The sequence below is a fragment of the Pseudooceanicola onchidii genome (assembly GCF_004959925.1).
GTDB lineage: Bacteria > Pseudomonadota > Alphaproteobacteria > Rhodobacterales > Rhodobacteraceae > Pseudooceanicola > Pseudooceanicola onchidii.
In genome coordinates, this window is record NZ_SPUW01000001.1 from 1,525,258 (window position 1) to 1,538,893 (window position 13,636).

Consider the following 13,636-nt stretch of genomic DNA (forward strand, 5'->3'; position numbering starts at 1 on the left):
CTGCCGTCGAGGGGGATACCTGCTGGCTTCCCGGCCTTGACTGTATACCGAATAACCACGTCGGCGCGGTCATTACAAGCAAAAACCGTCAAGATCGGGTTAAGGTCGCGGATCGGGGCCGTTTTCCACAGATTACGCGGGCCTTTGCCCGGTGACGACACGGTCGCGCTGGTCGATGTCGCGATGCACCTGCACGGTGTCGAAACCGGCGGCGCGGAACAGATCGGCGACACCAGCCGCCTGCGTGGGCCCGATCTCGACCATCAGCCAACCGCCGGGCGTCAGATGTGCCATCACGTGACCGGCGATGATGCGATAGGCCCCCAGACCGTCCCCTTCGTCGGTCAGGGCCAGGCGCGGCTCCCACCGGGCGACCTCGGGCGCCAGGCCCGGCATCTCCTCCAGCGCGATATAGGGCGGGTTCGACACGATCAGATCGAACTGGCCGGTGACATGGGTGAACCAGTCCGACAGCCGCAGATCCAGCCGGTCCGCCACGCCGATCCGGTCGGCATTGCCCCGCGCCACCGTCAGCGCCGCGTCCGAGGCATCGACGGCCATCCCGGTGGCCGTTATCCGGTCGGCCAGCAGCGAAATCACGATGCAGCCCGTGCCGGTGCCCAGGTCCAGAACGCGATCAAAAGGCACCGCAAGCGCCTGTTCGACAAGGGTTTCGGTATCGGGACGCGGATCCAGCACATCGGGCGTGACGTCAAAGTCATGCCGCCAGAACGCGCGCCGTCCGGTGATCTGGCTGACCGGCTGGCGGTCGGCGCGCCGGGCAATGGCGTCGTCGAAGGCCGCCTGAGTCACGGCGTTCGGCGCGTCACGATCCTGCGAAGGCCCCGCCGCCTGCCCCAGAGCATAGGCCCAGTCGAAGAGCCGCCGCGCATCGCCGCGCGGATCAGCCACCCCGGCCTTGGTCAGACGGGCAACGGCATCGGAAAGGATCACCCCTCCATCTCCGCCAGCAGCGCGGCCTGATGATCGGCGATGAGCGCATCGATCACCTCGTCCAGATCGCCCTGCATCACCTGGTCCAGCCGATAGAGCGTCAGGTTGATCCGGTGGTCGGTCAGCCGCCCCTGCGGAAAGTTGTAGGTCCGGATGCGTTCGCTACGGTCCCCCGATCCGACCTGCGCCTTGCGGTCCGCCGCGCGCGCGTCCGCCGCCCGCTGGCGTTCCATGTCGAACAGCCGCGTCTTCAGCACCTGCATGGCAATGGCGCGGTTCTGGTGCTGCGATTTCTCGGATGACGTCACGACCAGCCCCGTGGGCAGGTGGGTGATCCGCACCGCCGAGTCGGTCGTGTTGACGTGCTGGCCACCCGCGCCGGACGACCGCATGGTGTCGATCCGCAGGTCGTTCGGGTCGATGTGAATGTCGACGTCCTCGGCCTCGGGCAGGACGGCGACCGTCGCGGCCGAGGTATGAATGCGCCCGCCGCTTTCGGTTTCCGGCACGCGCTGAACCCGGTGCACACCGGATTCGAACTTGAGCCGCGCAAAGACGTTGTCGCCCTGGATATTGCCGACGACCTCCTTGATGCCGCCAAGCTCGGTCTCGGTTATCTCGACGATCTGGAACTTCCAGCCGCGCGCCTCGCAATAACGTTGGTACATCCGCAGCAGATCGCCCGCGAAAAGCGCCGCTTCGTCCCCGCCTGTTCCGGGCCGGATCTCGATCATCGCAGGGCGGCTGTCGGCGGCGTCGCGCGGCAGCAGGGCCAGCTGCACGGCGTGTTCGAGGTCGGGCAGATCTTTCGACAGCTGCGCGACCTCTTCTTCAGCCAGGTCCCGCATTTCGGGGTCCTTCAGCAGCGCCCGCGCCTCGTCCAGCGCCTGCGCGGCCTCCTGCCAGGTCGTGATCGCGCCGACCACGGGTCGCAGCTCGGCATATTCGCGCGACAGGGCCGCGAAATCGCCGCCCCCTTCGGCCATCCGGGCCTCGAGATATTCGAACCTTTGGGTGATCTGGGACAGGCGGTCAGGCGAAATCATGGCTTTCCATTTCCTATCCGCCGAGATTGGTCAAGACCGTTGGTCGAACGGGCGCGCCGTGGTAGTATCGTGCCATGAAGCGCGCGGTGATCATTCTTGCCCTGCTTCCGGGGCCGCTGTTGGCCGATGGCAACATCGGCGGCAAGACCATCGACTGCTACTGCACCGACAAGACCGGGTCCCGCGTCGAACTTGGCGAAACCATCTGCCTTGAAGTCGACGGCCGCATGTTCATGGCCCAGTGCCAGATGTCGCTGAATGTGCCGATGTGGCGCGAGATGCAGGAAGGTTGCGCCACATCCGATATCCGGCCCCTGATGACCCCGAGACCCGGGGCCATCAAGAGCTGAGGGTCAGATCCCGTTGCTGGTGGCGCGCGACGGGAACCACGAGGTATCCAGATCGTCATATCGGTTCTGGTAATCCACCATCTCGCGCAGCTGGTTCGGCTGCAGGATCCGGACGTAGGGGCGTTCGATCTCGATCAGCCCGTCCTCGGTGAAGGACCGCAGCAGGCGGTTCACATAGACCTTGGTCAGGCCAAGCACTTCGGCGATATCGACCTGGCGCAGCGGCAGGCGGAAACGTCGGCCGAGGTTGGGGTTCGTGATCTGCAGGCGTTCGTGCACGTCCAGAAGGAAGTGCGCCATACGCTGGCGCGCGTCCCCTGCCCCCATCATGGCCAGCCGGTCCTTCAGCGTGATCTGGTCCAGGCCAGAGATCGCCATGAACAGTGCGGCAAGGCGCGGGGACCGGGCATAGACCGCCGTCACGTGATCCTTCGGAAACGGGCAGACAACGCCATCGGTGACCATACGCACGTCATAGGGCGCGGATTTCACACCCAGGCCGGGCAGGCCGATGACCTCACCGGGCAGATAGACGCGGACGGTCTGCGCCCGGTCGTTGCTGGGGCGCGACGACGCGATCGCCCAACCTTCCTTGAGCACGAACAGATCCTCGATCTGCGCATTCTGCCGCATGACGGCGCCGCCCTTGACGACGCGACGTTCGGTTTCTTCCATCCGCGCAATGAACTTCATCTCATCAGCATCAAGCTCCGCATAGCGGTTCAGACGGCTGGCAAAGCAGCTCATCTTTTCCGCTTCGGCGCGGGACAGACTGGTGTCGATATTCGGGTTCGATTGTTGCATAGCTACGCCCCCGGGCGCCTCCGTTCTCGCGATGGTTGTTAAACCAGATAACTCTTATGACGGATCACGGTTCCGGGTGACGCCCCGGACAGGCCCCGTCGACACATTCCTGCAACAGGGGCGAACCCACTGGTGCGGCGCGGGAAAACCGACGCACGGGGCGTGCGGAAAAAAGATGCAGCATCGTCATTCTGAATGGGGGGACCTGTCGCGTTTTGCCTTGGATTTCGGCCAAGTCTAGGCAGGCGAAACACCTGCGCAAACGAAAGCGCGCGTCAACTTCACGGCGTCACGCCAGAATCTGCGGCAAAATCCACTTGGTTTAACAAACCAGCGATATTCCGCTGCGTGCCTTGGGGTCACTCAACCTCAGGGTTAACGCGGATCGAAATCTTGGTTAAACGCATAAATACCACGACCTCGCCCCAATCCGACGGTAATTTCGCCAAAAGACGCGATTAACCATGATTGAAATCGAGCAGGAAGACCAAACCATGGATAACGCCATCCGGCACAGCACGGAACTTTCCGGACGTCGCCGCCGTCTTTTCGACCTTCTGCGGACCGGAGAGTTCGCGACCACCCCCCTGGATACGGAGACGCCGCAGGACACTGCGCCGCTGCCGAAAGCCCGGACCGCCGCGACCGACGCGCGCATCCAAGCACCCGCCGACCTGACGCACCTGCAGTTTCTTGCCTCGGAAAGCCTGATCTTCCGCGATCGTTAACCGCGATAGCCCGTCGCGACGACGAATTTTTCGGAACTGTCCTTGCGCGACGAGGGTGGTTTGAAGTTCGCTACCTTGTCGAACTTCTGCTTCAATAGCTTCTGAAGCTCGCCTTCCGCCCCGCCGGCCAGCACTTTCGCGACGAAGGTTCCGCCCGGTGCCAGCACGTCGAAGGCAAAATAGGCCGCCCTTTCACACAATGAGATGATGCGCAGGTGGTCCGTCTGCTTGTGACCCGAGGACGCCGCCGCCATGTCCGACATCACGACGTCGGCCTCACCGCCCAGCCATTCCTTGACCAGCTCGTCCGCATCGTCGGCCATGAAGTCCAGCTGGTGAACTTCGGCCCCCGGCAGCGCGTCGACCTCTTGCAGGTCGACACCGATGATCCGGCCCACGGCCTTGCCCTTCTTCTCGCCAAGCGCATTGATCCGTGGCACCGCCACCTGCAGCCAGCCGCCGGGCGCACAGCCCAGGTCGACCACACGCGCGCCCGGAACAAGGAACCGGTACTTGTCGTCGATCTCCATGATCTTGAAGGCCGCACGGCCGCGATAGCCCTCGGCCTGCGCGCGGGCGACATAGGGATCGTTCAGTTGGCGCTGCAGCCACCGGGTCGACGACAGCTTGCGCCCCCGTGCGGTCTTCACCTTCACGGTCAGGTCGCGCTGTCCGCGCCCCGAGGTGTTCTTGCCGGTCGGTTTCTTTGCCACATCAGACCCTTTCGATTGGCCAACCCCATAGCGAAAGCCCCGCTCCGGCTCAAGCATCGCGCGCCCCGCGCCTGTGACGGAAACGTGAGCACGTGCTGCCCCGGCGCGAGGCTAGTCTGATCGCGCCAGCGCCACGAGGGGGAGAACCGGCCATGACCAGATTGACCGCAAAAGATTTCGCGCCCGAGATACTCGAGCTTTACGATTACTACGCCCACGGCATGATCACCAAGCGCGAGTTCCTGGAACGGGCCGGCAAATACGCCGTCGGCACCATGACCGCCGCCGCCCTGCTCAGCTCGATGAGCCCGAACTACGCGCTGGCCGAACAGGTCAGCTTCAACGATCCCGACATCACCGCCGAATGGATCACCTACGACTCGCCCAATGGCAACGGCGCCGTGCGCGGCTATCTGGTGCGTCCGACGGCTAAAGAAAACGCACCGGGCGTGGTGGTCGTGCACGAAAACCGTGGGCTGAACCCCTATATTCAGGATGTCGCACGACGCGTGGCCAAGGCGGGCTTCATTGCGCTGGCCCCGGACGGGCTGACCTCGGTCGGGGGCTATCCGGGCAACGACGAACAGGGGCGCGAGCTTCAGAAGCAGGTCGATCCGACGCTGCTGATGAACGACTTCTTCGCCGCCGTCGAATTTCTGATGGGCCATGACAGCGTGACCGGCAAGGTCGGCATTACCGGGTTCTGCTACGGCGGTGGCGTGTCGAATGCCGCCGCGGTGGCCTATCCGGAACTGGGCGCTGCCGTGCCCTTCTATGGCCGCCAGCCCCGGGCCGAGGATGTCGCGAAGATCCAGGCGCCGATCCTGCTGCACTATGCCGAGCTTGATACCCGGATCAACGAAGGCTGGCCCGCCTATGAGGCCGCGCTGAAGGCCGAGGGCAAGACCTATGAGGCGCACATCTACCCCGGCGCGAACCACGGGTTTCACAACGATTCGACCCCGCGCTACGACGATGCGGCGGCCCAGCTTGCCTGGGACCGGACGATCGACTGGTTCCGGACCTACCTGTGACGGGTCAGAATGGCGTGTCTTCCAGCACGCCGTGCGCCGACATCTGCGCGTAAAGCAGCCCTTCGCGCAGGCCCCGGTCGGCCACCGACAGGCGGTCGGTCGGCCAGCACCGCAGCAACGCCTGAAGGATCGCCGCGCCCGACATGATCAGGGTCTGGCGGTCCTGTCCGATCCGGGGATCCTTGCGGCGGCCCTCGGGCCCAAGCTGCAGGTAATCGCGGATCACCCGGTCGATCTGATCGCTGGTCATGCGCAGCCCGTCCACCTTGGTCCGGTCATAGCGCTTCAGCCCCAAATGCGACGCGGCCACGGTGGTGACGGTGCCCGAGGTGCCGATGATCTGGAACCCCTCGCGCGCCTGTTCGTCCCGGTAAGGCGCGAATTCGGCAAGGTTTTCTTCAAAGAACCAGGACATGAGCGCAAACCGGGCGGTGTCGTCGCGCACGTCGCGGAACTGATCACGCAGCGTCGCCACGCCAAGCGGCACGGAAATCCAGTCGACGACCTTGGCGGCGGGAAACGGGCTCTCGGGCGGATGGAACCCCGAATGCAGCCGCATGATCGCCCGGGGCCGTTCGCGCCGCGGCACCGCCGTCAGGTCGATCCAGACCAGTTCGGTCGAACCGCCGCCGATATCCACGACCAAAAGCTGATCGGTCTTGGTCGACACCAGCGGCGCACAGGAAATGACCGCCAGCCGCGCCTCTTCCTCGGGCAGGATGATTTCAAGCCGCAGGCCGGTCTCACGTTCGACCTGTTCGATGAACTTGCCCGCGTTGCCGGCCCGACGGCAGGCCTCGGTCGCGACAAGCCGCATGTGGCGGACCTGGTGCCGTTTCAGTTTCTGCTGACAGACCCGCAACGCCTGAATGGTGCGCCCCATGGACGATCGCGACAATTGTCCCGACCGTTCCAATCCTGCGCCCAACTGGACAGACTTGGAAAAGCTGTCCACGACGTGGAATTGACTGCCCTTCGGTTGGGCAATCAGCATGCGGCACGAATTCGTGCCTAGATCCAGCGCCGCATACAGTTCGGCGGGATCCGGGGTTGAGGAAGCGGGGCTCTCTACCGGTTTCGGGAAAGCGCCTGATCCTTTGGGACGCCTGGGCGCCATGGTCGCGCCCTCCTATACGTGTTGATAAACAAACTATGTCACACAGTGGGTTCGTGCAAGCCTCCGCCTGGCGTCAGCACCCCGAATACCCGCGCTTGCATGTGTCAGGTGCTGTGCCGGATCCGCCGCCGGGTCGCGTCACCGCCCCGCCGCCCTGCCCCCACGTCGCGTGCGGAATACAGGATGTCGAAAACGACCTCACGCGGGGGCTTCGGCTTTCGTATGAACAAGATCACGACGACAGAGGAACGCCCATGGCCACCACCGATATCACCCTTGTCTGCTGGCGCGACATTCCGGCCCAAGTGATTGTCGGCAAAGGCCGGAAAGCCGCCAAGATGATCCTGCCCGAACGCTTCGAACAGGCCATCGACCGCGCAGCCATGAAGGTGGGGGCGTCCGATACCGACGCCTATCTCGCCGAATGGCGCAAACAGGCTCTGCCGCCGCAGGAAGGTGACCCTTCCGACATCGCCGCCCGCGAAGTGGCGCGGATCGAGACCGAGTATGACCAGGACCGCATCAAGGCCCTGATCGCAAATGATGGATGGGCATGACACGATCTGATCGTGGCCCGAACTGGAGGGACCGCCTGATGGCTATTCTGAACTTCGCCCGCCGCCAGGAGCCCGCCCAGGCCGATGGTCGTCTTGAAGCCTTCCTGCAGGGCTATTCGATCGAGGTGATGCCCCGCACCGCCGAGAAGGTCGAGGACTTCCGCGAGATCCTGCCCGAAGGCACCCGCGTCTACATCGCCCATATCGACGGCACGCCCATTGACGACATGGTCGCCACCGCCGCGCGCCTGTCCGACGGCGGTTTTGACGTCATGCCCCATTTCCCCGCGCGCATCATCCGCGATGCCGCCACGCTGGAAGACTGGATCAACCGCTATCAGGGTGAGGCCGGGGTCAAACAGGGCCTGATCCTCGCCGGTGGCGTCTCGGACCCCGTGGGTGAATTCCACTCCTCGATGCAGCTGCTGGAAACAGGCCTGTTCGACCGCGCGGGCTTTACCCGCCTGCACATCGCCGGCCACCCCGAAGGCAACCGCGACATCGACCCCAATGGCGGCGACGCCATGGTGATGGAGGCGCTGCGCTGGAAGCAGGCCTTCGCCGAGCGTACCGATGCCAAGGTCGCCATGGCCACCCAGTTCGCGTTCGAGGCACAGCCGATCATCGCCTGGGCCAACCGCCTGAAATCCGAAGGCATCGAACTGCCCATCCATATCGGCATCGCGGGCCCGGCCAAGCTTCAGACCCTGATCAAGTTCGCCATCGCCTGCGGCGTCGGCCCGTCGCTCAAGGTCCTTCAGAAGCGCGCCATGGACGTGACCAAGCTGGTCCTGCCCTACGAGCCGACCGACCTGCTGGCGGATCTGGCCCAGCACAAGCTGGAAAACCCCGACAGCCTGATCGAACAGGCGCATATCTTCCCGCTTGGCGGCATCAAGACCGCCGCCAAATGGGTCACCGACAACGCGGGCGACGCCGGTAAACCGGCCGCAGCCTGATCCCCCAGAACACCAATAAGACAAGGGACAGCCATGACCCGCACCGTGCTTGAAAGCAAGACCAAGACCGTCACCATCGGGTTCGACGAACCCTTCTGCGTGATCGGCGAACGGATCAACCCGACCGGCCGCAAGAAGCTGGCCGCCGAACTTGAGATGGACGATTTCTCGACCGTCGAAAAGGACGCCATCGAACAGGTCGCCTGTGGCGCCATGGTGCTCGACATCAACTCGGGCGCCGTTTTCACCAACAAGATGGCCTCGGATCCGCGTTACGCCGACAACAACTTTGTCGAACCGATGCTGATGCCGGAACTGGTCAAGCGCGTGCAGGCGCTGGTCGACGTACCGCTGTGCATCGACAGCTCGGTTCCCGGCGCGCTCGAGGCCGGGCTCGAGGCCGCCGAAGGCCGCCCGCTCCTGAACTCCGTCACCGGCGAAGAAGAGCGGCTGGAAATCGTCCTGCCGCTGGTCAAGAAGTACAATGTGCCGGTCGTCGCGATCTCCAACGACGACACCGGCATTTCCGAAGACCCCGACGTCCGCTTTGCCGTCGCCAAGAAGATCGTCGAACGTGCTGCCGACTTTGGCATTCCGGCCCATGACATCGTCGTCGATCCGCTGGTCATGCCGATCGGCGCCATGGCCACCGCCGGCCAGCAGGTCTTCACCCTCGTGCGTCGCCTGCGGGACGAGCTTGGCGTGAACACCACCTGCGGCGCGTCCAACGTGTCCTTCGGCCTGCCGCACCGCCACGGCATCAACGCCGCCTTCCTGCCCATGGCCATCGGCGCCGGCATGACCTCGGCCATCATGAACCCGGTCCGCCAGGTCGAGATGGAGGCGATCAAAGCCGCCAACATGCTGATGAACCACGATCCGAACGGCAGCGCCTGGATCGGCTTTTCCCGCGTGATCGACGCCGTGGCCGAAGGCGCGACCTTTGCCGAGGCGTCGAAAGCCGCCATGGAAGCCGGATCGGGCCGCGGAGGCCGACGCCGCCGCCGCTGACCGTCACCTACCGGATCCTTTGAAACCCCGCCCGAAAATGGCGGGGTTTCTTCGTTTCAGACGGACTTTCAGAAAAGATGCGCAATTCGGGACGGTGGCGTAACCGGACCTTAACTCACGCTGGCCTATCACCGTTCCGAGATCCTCGAACAACGGGAGTCCGAGCGTGACAACCCAATTGCGATCAGCCCCGGGTCGGCACCATGGCTGAAACTTACAAGCTGCCGCCGAAACTAGACCTGCCCGCCGCCGCCCCACTCGCGGCCGAATTGCGCGCGCGCCTGACCGACGACCTCACCCTCGACGCGGGTGAGGTCACGCAGATCGGCGCGCTGTGCACGCAGGTCATCGCCTCTGCGGCCCTCAGTTTTGCCGCAGCAGATCATCAGCTGACCATCGTCAACACCACGGACCGGGTCATCGACCAGCTCCGCAACCTCGGTTTCACGCCCGAAAGCCTGTCGGAGATCCGTACATGACCCTGACCGTTCTCGCCGTAGATGACAGCCGGACGATGCGCGACATGATCCGCATGTGCCTCGTCCCCGCCGGGTTCGAAGTGCACCTGGCCGACGATGGTGTCCACGGGGTCGAGGTGCTGGAAGGCATCGATCCCGACGCGATCATCACCGACATCAACATGCCGCGCATGGACGGGTTCGGGTTCATCGACGCCGTGCGCAAGCAGGATGACCACAGGGCCACCCCGATCCTTGTGCTGACAACCGAAAGCGCCCCGGAGCTCAAGCAAAGGGCCCGCAACGCCGGTGCCACCGGCTGGATCGTCAAACCCTTCGATCCCGAAAAGCTGGTCAAGGCCCTGACCATGGTAACTGGATAAGGAGGCCCGGGAATGAGCGACTCAAACGACCCGATGGCCGAAATCCGGGCCTCGTTCTTCATCGAATGCGACGAACTGCTCGAAGCGCTTCAGGACGGGCTCGAACAGCTCTCCGAAGGCGCCGATGACCCGGAAACGATCAACATCGTCTTCCGCGCCGTGCATTCCATTAAGGGCGGTGCCGGTGCCTTCGGCCTCGAAAGCCTGGTTCGTTTCGCACACAGCTATGAAACCGTGCTGGATGAGGTGCGGTCCGGCAAGCTCGACGCCGACAGCGAGGCGCAGAAGGTCTTCTACCAGGCCGCCGATCACCTGTCGGACCTCGTACGCATGTCGCGCGACGGTGAGGAGATACCGGCCAACGACGGCGAAGACCTGATCGCGGCATTGAACGCCCTGGTCGGTGATCTTGCGCAAGACGACGTCGAGCCCGAAGATTTCCAACCCCTCGGCGTTGCGATCTCGCTTGACCTGCCCGCCGTCGATGACGCCCCCGCCACGCCTGTCTTCCTGGTCGACTTCAAGCCCGGCCAGGAACTGTTCGCCACCGGCAACGAACCCCAGATGCTGCTTCGCAACCTCTGCGATCTGGGCCAGGCCGAGGTCACCTGCCACGTGGCCGACCTGCCTCATCTGGATCAGCTGGCCCCTGAAACCCCGTATTTTCATTGGACGATCCGGCTCGAAGCCGCAATTTCCGAGGCCGAGATCCGCGACGTCTTCGAATTTGTCGATGGCCTGTGCGAGTTGACAGTCACGCAGGAAAATGGCGCGGCACCCGACAACCCGGACCTGCCTGCGCCCGACGCGCCCGTCAATGACGAGGCGGATGCGGCCCCCCCGCCAGAACCTGCACCGGCACCTGTCGAACCCGCCACGGCACAGGCCCCGAAGCCGGACCTGGAACTGGTCCCGACCACGCCCAAACCCGCGAGCCCTGCGGACAAGACATCACCGGCCAAACCCTCCGGCCCCGCAGGCCAGAAGTCCGTCGTCCGGGTCGATCTGGAACGGATCGAGCGGCTGGTGAACCTCGTCGGCGAACTGGTCATCAACCAGGCGATGCTGGCGCAAAGCCTAGATCAGGCCGGCCTCTCTCCGCATTCCGACGCGATGAACGGGCTCGAAGAATTCCAGCGCCTCACGCGGGATATCCAGGACAGCGTGATGATGATCCGTGCGCAGCCGGTCAAATCGCTGTTCCAACGCATGTCCCGCATCGTCCGCGAAGCCTCTGCAGCCGTGCGCAAGGAGGTGCGTTTCGTCACGGACGGCGAGGCAACCGAGGTCGACAAGACCGTCATCGAACGTCTCGCAGACCCGCTGACCCACATGATCCGCAATGCCGTGGACCACGGCCTGGAGTCGACCGAAGATCGCACCGCGGCCGGCAAGAACCCGGTCGGTCAGGTCCGGCTGTCGGCTGCGCACCGCTCCGGTCGCGTCATCATCGAGGTCGCCGACGACGGCGGCGGCATCAACCGCCCGCGCGTCCTTGGCATCGCCAAGTCCAAGGGACTGATCCCTGCGGATGCGACGCTCAGCGACGGTGAAATAGACAACCTGCTGTTTCTGCCGGGCTTCTCCACGGCAAGCGAAGTGTCGGATCTCTCCGGCCGCGGCGTTGGCATGGACGTGGTCAAGACGTCGATCCAGCAGTTGGGCGGCCGCATCACCATCACCTCGGAAAAGGGCAAAGGCACCAGCTTCTCCATCAGTCTGCCCCTCACGTTGGCGGTGCTGGACGGCATGGTCGTGAACGTCGCGGGCGAGACCCTGGTTCTGCCTTTGAACGTCGTCGTCGAGACCCTGTCGCTCGGCCCCGACGATGTCCAGATGCTCCGCCCCGGTGCCCATGTGGTCCGCGTGCGCGGCGGCTTTGTCCCGCTCTACGATCTCGGCGTGATGCTCGGCTATCGCGCGCCACGAGACTCGCTGGAAAAGGCGATTGTCCTGCTTATCTCGCTCGAGGATGGCACCCGCGCGGCACTTGTGATCGACGGCATCCAGGACCAACGGCAGGTCGTCATCAAGGGGCTGGACGACAGCTTCTACCGCGCGCCCGGCATCGCCGCGGCCACCATTCTCGGCGACGGCCGAATCGCCCTGATCCTGGATCCCGCCGACGTGATTGCCGCCTCCGGAAACTTCCCCCAGGCAGACCTGTCCATCATGGAAAGGAAGGTTGTAAATGACTGAAACAACAACAAACCACAGCCTCGAACTGCTGACCTTCCGCGTCGCAGAGCAGGAATATTCGCTCGACATCATGTCCGTACGGGAAATCCGTGGATGGACCCGCACGACCCCGATGCCCCACGCCCCCGAATACATGCGCGGTGTGATCAACCTGCGCGGGACCGTCCTGCCGGTCATGGATCTCGCCCGTCGGCTGAACCTGCCCTCCCGTGAGGTCACCGATCGCAATGTGATCATCGTGGTCAAGATCAACGGAACGCTGACCGGCCTTCTGGTCGACGCGGTCTCGGACATCGTCGCGATGACCGAAGACGACCTTCAACCGCCGCCCGAACTGTCCTCTGATCCGCAGATGGCCGTCGTGCGTGCGCTCACAGTGATCGACGATCGCATGATCCGTGTCCTCGACCTGTCGGCCATCGTCCCGGCAACCTCGGAAGAGGCCGCATGACAGCCGCGGCGACCACCGGTGGCGGCACGCTGACAGAGGCCGCCTTTGGCAAGATCTCGGCCCTTGCCAAGGCCGAGGCCGGCCTCGTGCTGCCAACGACCAAGCTGACCATGGTACAATCCCGCTTGCGCCACCGCATGTCTGCCCTGGGGCTGCCCACCTACAATGACTACGTCGAATTCGTCACCAGTCAGAAGGGCGCGGAAGAACGGCGGCACATGATCTCGGCTCTCACCACCAACGTGTCGCATTTCTTCCGCGAAAACCATCACTTCGAGATCTTTCGCGACAGGGCCCTGCCCCTGCTGATGGCGAAATCGAGAGCCGGACACCCCGTCCGGATCTGGTCTGCCGGCTGCTCAAGCGGTCAGGAACCCTATTCGATCGCCATGACGATCCAGGAGGCCGCGCCCGAGCTTGCCGCGCGGGACGTGTTGATCCTCGCGTCGGACATCGACCCCAACATCCTCGACAAGGCCGAGGCCGGTATCTACTCGGAACAGCAGATCAACGGGATCCCACCCGAGATGCGCAAGAAATACCTTCGCCCCTCAGGCAACGGGCTCCAGATCGACACCGGCCTCAAGCGCATGATCCGCTTCAGAGAGCTCAACCTGCTGCGCGACTGGCCAATGCGCAACAAGTTCGATGCGATCTTCTGTCGGAATGTCGTGATCTACTTCGACGCCCCGACACAGGACACGCTCTGGCCTCGTTTCGAAAACGCGCTGGCGCCCGAGGGCTGGTTCTTTCTTGGGCACTCCGAACGTGTGTCTGATGCCGCAGCAACGCGGTTCACATCGGTCGGAATGACCGCCTACCGAACAAAACCCGGGGCAGAAGCCCCCACGACGAAAGTGAAGGAAGCCTGA

16 protein-coding genes are annotated in these 13,636 nt (G+C 64.0%); 11 read left to right on the plus strand and 5 right to left on the minus strand.

All coding sequences use genetic code 11. The features are described from left to right. Positions 1–132 precede the first annotated feature (132 nt). Positions 133–954 carry a peptide chain release factor N(5)-glutamine methyltransferase gene (gene prmC / locus E4S58_RS07370; RefSeq protein ID WP_136635669.1) on the minus strand — a complete coding sequence of 274 codons (822 nt, stop codon included), beginning with the start codon at positions 952–954 and terminating at the stop codon, positions 133–135. Further along, on the minus strand, positions 951–2,000 hold the full coding sequence (prfA, locus tag E4S58_RS07375) for a peptide chain release factor 1 (RefSeq protein ID WP_136635670.1): 1,050 nt from the start codon (positions 1,998–2,000) through the stop codon (positions 951–953). Before prfA ends, prmC begins: the two co-directional genes overlap by 4 nt. Before the next feature lie 74 nt (positions 2,001–2,074). On the opposite strand from prfA, the gene E4S58_RS07380 reads away from it, so the two are divergent. Further along, positions 2,075–2,350 (plus strand): hypothetical protein, encoded by a 276-nt coding sequence (locus E4S58_RS07380; protein ID WP_136635671.1) that lies wholly within the window; start codon positions 2,075–2,077, stop codon positions 2,348–2,350. A gap of 3 nt (positions 2,351–2,353) precedes the next feature. Here E4S58_RS07380 and E4S58_RS07385 read toward each other — a convergent pair whose 3' ends face one another. After that, a complete protein-coding gene (locus E4S58_RS07385) occupies positions 2,354–3,154 on the minus strand; it encodes a Crp/Fnr family transcriptional regulator (protein WP_136635672.1) in 801 nt (266 codons plus the stop codon). Positions 3,155–3,618: 464 nt separating this feature from the next. On the opposite strand from E4S58_RS07385, the gene E4S58_RS07390 reads away from it, so the two are divergent. Next, on the plus strand, positions 3,619–3,882 hold the full coding sequence (locus tag E4S58_RS07390; protein ID WP_136635673.1) for a hypothetical protein: 264 nt from the start codon (positions 3,619–3,621) through the stop codon (positions 3,880–3,882). On the opposite strand, the gene E4S58_RS07395 is transcribed toward E4S58_RS07390, so the two are convergent. Then, positions 3,879–4,595 (minus strand): RlmE family RNA methyltransferase, encoded by a 717-nt coding sequence (locus E4S58_RS07395; protein WP_136635674.1) that lies wholly within the window; start codon positions 4,593–4,595, stop codon positions 3,879–3,881. The genes E4S58_RS07390 and E4S58_RS07395 overlap by 4 nt on opposite strands. Before the next feature lie 152 nt (positions 4,596–4,747). Here E4S58_RS07395 and yghX point away from each other — a divergent pair, with 152 nt between their 5' ends. Next, the gene (yghX, locus tag E4S58_RS07400) at positions 4,748–5,629 is read left to right on the plus strand and encodes a YghX family hydrolase (RefSeq protein ID WP_136635675.1); all 882 of its coding nucleotides are present in this window, start codon (positions 4,748–4,750) and stop codon (positions 5,627–5,629) included. A 4-nt stretch (positions 5,630–5,633) separates the two neighbouring features. Here yghX and E4S58_RS07405 read toward each other — a convergent pair whose 3' ends face one another. After that, positions 5,634–6,746, minus strand: a complete 1,113-nt coding sequence (locus E4S58_RS07405; RefSeq protein ID WP_136635676.1) for a Ppx/GppA phosphatase family protein — start codon at positions 6,744–6,746, stop codon at positions 5,634–5,636. 254 nt (positions 6,747–7,000) lie between these two features. On the opposite strand from E4S58_RS07405, the gene E4S58_RS07410 reads away from it, so the two are divergent. The 8 genes from E4S58_RS07410 (at position 7,001) to E4S58_RS07445 (ending at position 13,636) form a co-directional block, all read left to right on the plus strand. Then, positions 7,001–7,303: a virulence factor gene (locus E4S58_RS07410; protein ID WP_136635677.1), complete on the plus strand. Its 303-nt coding sequence runs from the start codon at positions 7,001–7,003 to the stop codon at positions 7,301–7,303. Between the two features lie 38 nt (positions 7,304–7,341). Continuing rightward, positions 7,342–8,262: a methylenetetrahydrofolate reductase gene (locus E4S58_RS07415; RefSeq protein ID WP_136635871.1), complete on the plus strand. Its 921-nt coding sequence runs from the start codon at positions 7,342–7,344 to the stop codon at positions 8,260–8,262. A 33-nt stretch (positions 8,263–8,295) separates the two neighbouring features. After that, positions 8,296–9,273, plus strand: a complete 978-nt coding sequence (locus tag E4S58_RS07420) for a methyltetrahydrofolate cobalamin methyltransferase (protein ID WP_136635678.1) — start codon at positions 8,296–8,298, stop codon at positions 9,271–9,273. 203 nt (positions 9,274–9,476) lie between these two features. Next, on the plus strand, positions 9,477–9,752 hold the full coding sequence (locus E4S58_RS07425) for an STAS domain-containing protein (RefSeq protein WP_136635679.1): 276 nt from the start codon (positions 9,477–9,479) through the stop codon (positions 9,750–9,752). Beyond that, positions 9,749–10,114, plus strand: a complete 366-nt coding sequence (locus E4S58_RS07430; protein WP_136635680.1) for a response regulator — start codon at positions 9,749–9,751, stop codon at positions 10,112–10,114. The genes E4S58_RS07425 and E4S58_RS07430 overlap by 4 nt, the downstream gene beginning before the upstream one ends. A gap of 12 nt (positions 10,115–10,126) precedes the next feature. After that, the gene (locus E4S58_RS07435; RefSeq protein WP_136635681.1) at positions 10,127–12,313 is read left to right on the plus strand and encodes a chemotaxis protein CheA; all 2,187 of its coding nucleotides are present in this window, start codon (positions 10,127–10,129) and stop codon (positions 12,311–12,313) included. After that, entirely contained in the window at positions 12,306–12,764 is a 459-nt protein-coding gene (locus tag E4S58_RS07440; RefSeq protein WP_136635682.1) for a chemotaxis protein CheW, read from the plus strand. Before E4S58_RS07435 ends, E4S58_RS07440 begins: the two co-directional genes overlap by 8 nt. Next, complete coding sequence (locus E4S58_RS07445) at positions 12,761–13,636, plus strand: CheR family methyltransferase (RefSeq protein ID WP_136635683.1); 876 nt, start codon at positions 12,761–12,763, stop codon at positions 13,634–13,636. The genes E4S58_RS07440 and E4S58_RS07445 overlap by 4 nt, the downstream gene beginning before the upstream one ends.

Coding starts and splice junctions, on each gene's coding strand:
- E4S58_RS07390 (WP_136635673.1), top strand. CDS start 3,619: ATGATTGAAATCGAGCAGGAAGACCAAACCATGGATAACGCCATCCGG.
- E4S58_RS07435 (WP_136635681.1), top strand. CDS start 10,127: ATGAGCGACTCAAACGACCCGATGGCCGAAATCCGGGCCTCGTTCTTC.
- E4S58_RS07445 (WP_136635683.1), top strand. CDS start 12,761: ATGACAGCCGCGGCGACCACCGGTGGCGGCACGCTGACAGAGGCCGCC.
- E4S58_RS07430 (WP_136635680.1), top strand. CDS start 9,749: ATGACCCTGACCGTTCTCGCCGTAGATGACAGCCGGACGATGCGCGAC.
- yghX (WP_136635675.1), top strand. CDS start 4,748: ATGACCAGATTGACCGCAAAAGATTTCGCGCCCGAGATACTCGAGCTT.
- prfA (WP_136635670.1), bottom strand. CDS start 2,000: ATGATTTCGCCTGACCGCCTGTCCCAGATCACCCAAAGGTTCGAATAT.
- E4S58_RS07380 (WP_136635671.1), top strand. CDS start 2,075: ATGAAGCGCGCGGTGATCATTCTTGCCCTGCTTCCGGGGCCGCTGTTG.
- E4S58_RS07440 (WP_136635682.1), top strand. CDS start 12,306: ATGACTGAAACAACAACAAACCACAGCCTCGAACTGCTGACCTTCCGC.
- E4S58_RS07410 (WP_136635677.1), top strand. CDS start 7,001: ATGGCCACCACCGATATCACCCTTGTCTGCTGGCGCGACATTCCGGCC.
- E4S58_RS07415 (WP_136635871.1), top strand. CDS start 7,342: ATGGCTATTCTGAACTTCGCCCGCCGCCAGGAGCCCGCCCAGGCCGAT.
- E4S58_RS07425 (WP_136635679.1), top strand. CDS start 9,477: ATGGCTGAAACTTACAAGCTGCCGCCGAAACTAGACCTGCCCGCCGCC.
- E4S58_RS07385 (WP_136635672.1), bottom strand. CDS start 3,154: ATGCAACAATCGAACCCGAATATCGACACCAGTCTGTCCCGCGCCGAA.
- E4S58_RS07405 (WP_136635676.1), bottom strand. CDS start 6,746: ATGGCGCCCAGGCGTCCCAAAGGATCAGGCGCTTTCCCGAAACCGGTA.
- E4S58_RS07420 (WP_136635678.1), top strand. CDS start 8,296: ATGACCCGCACCGTGCTTGAAAGCAAGACCAAGACCGTCACCATCGGG.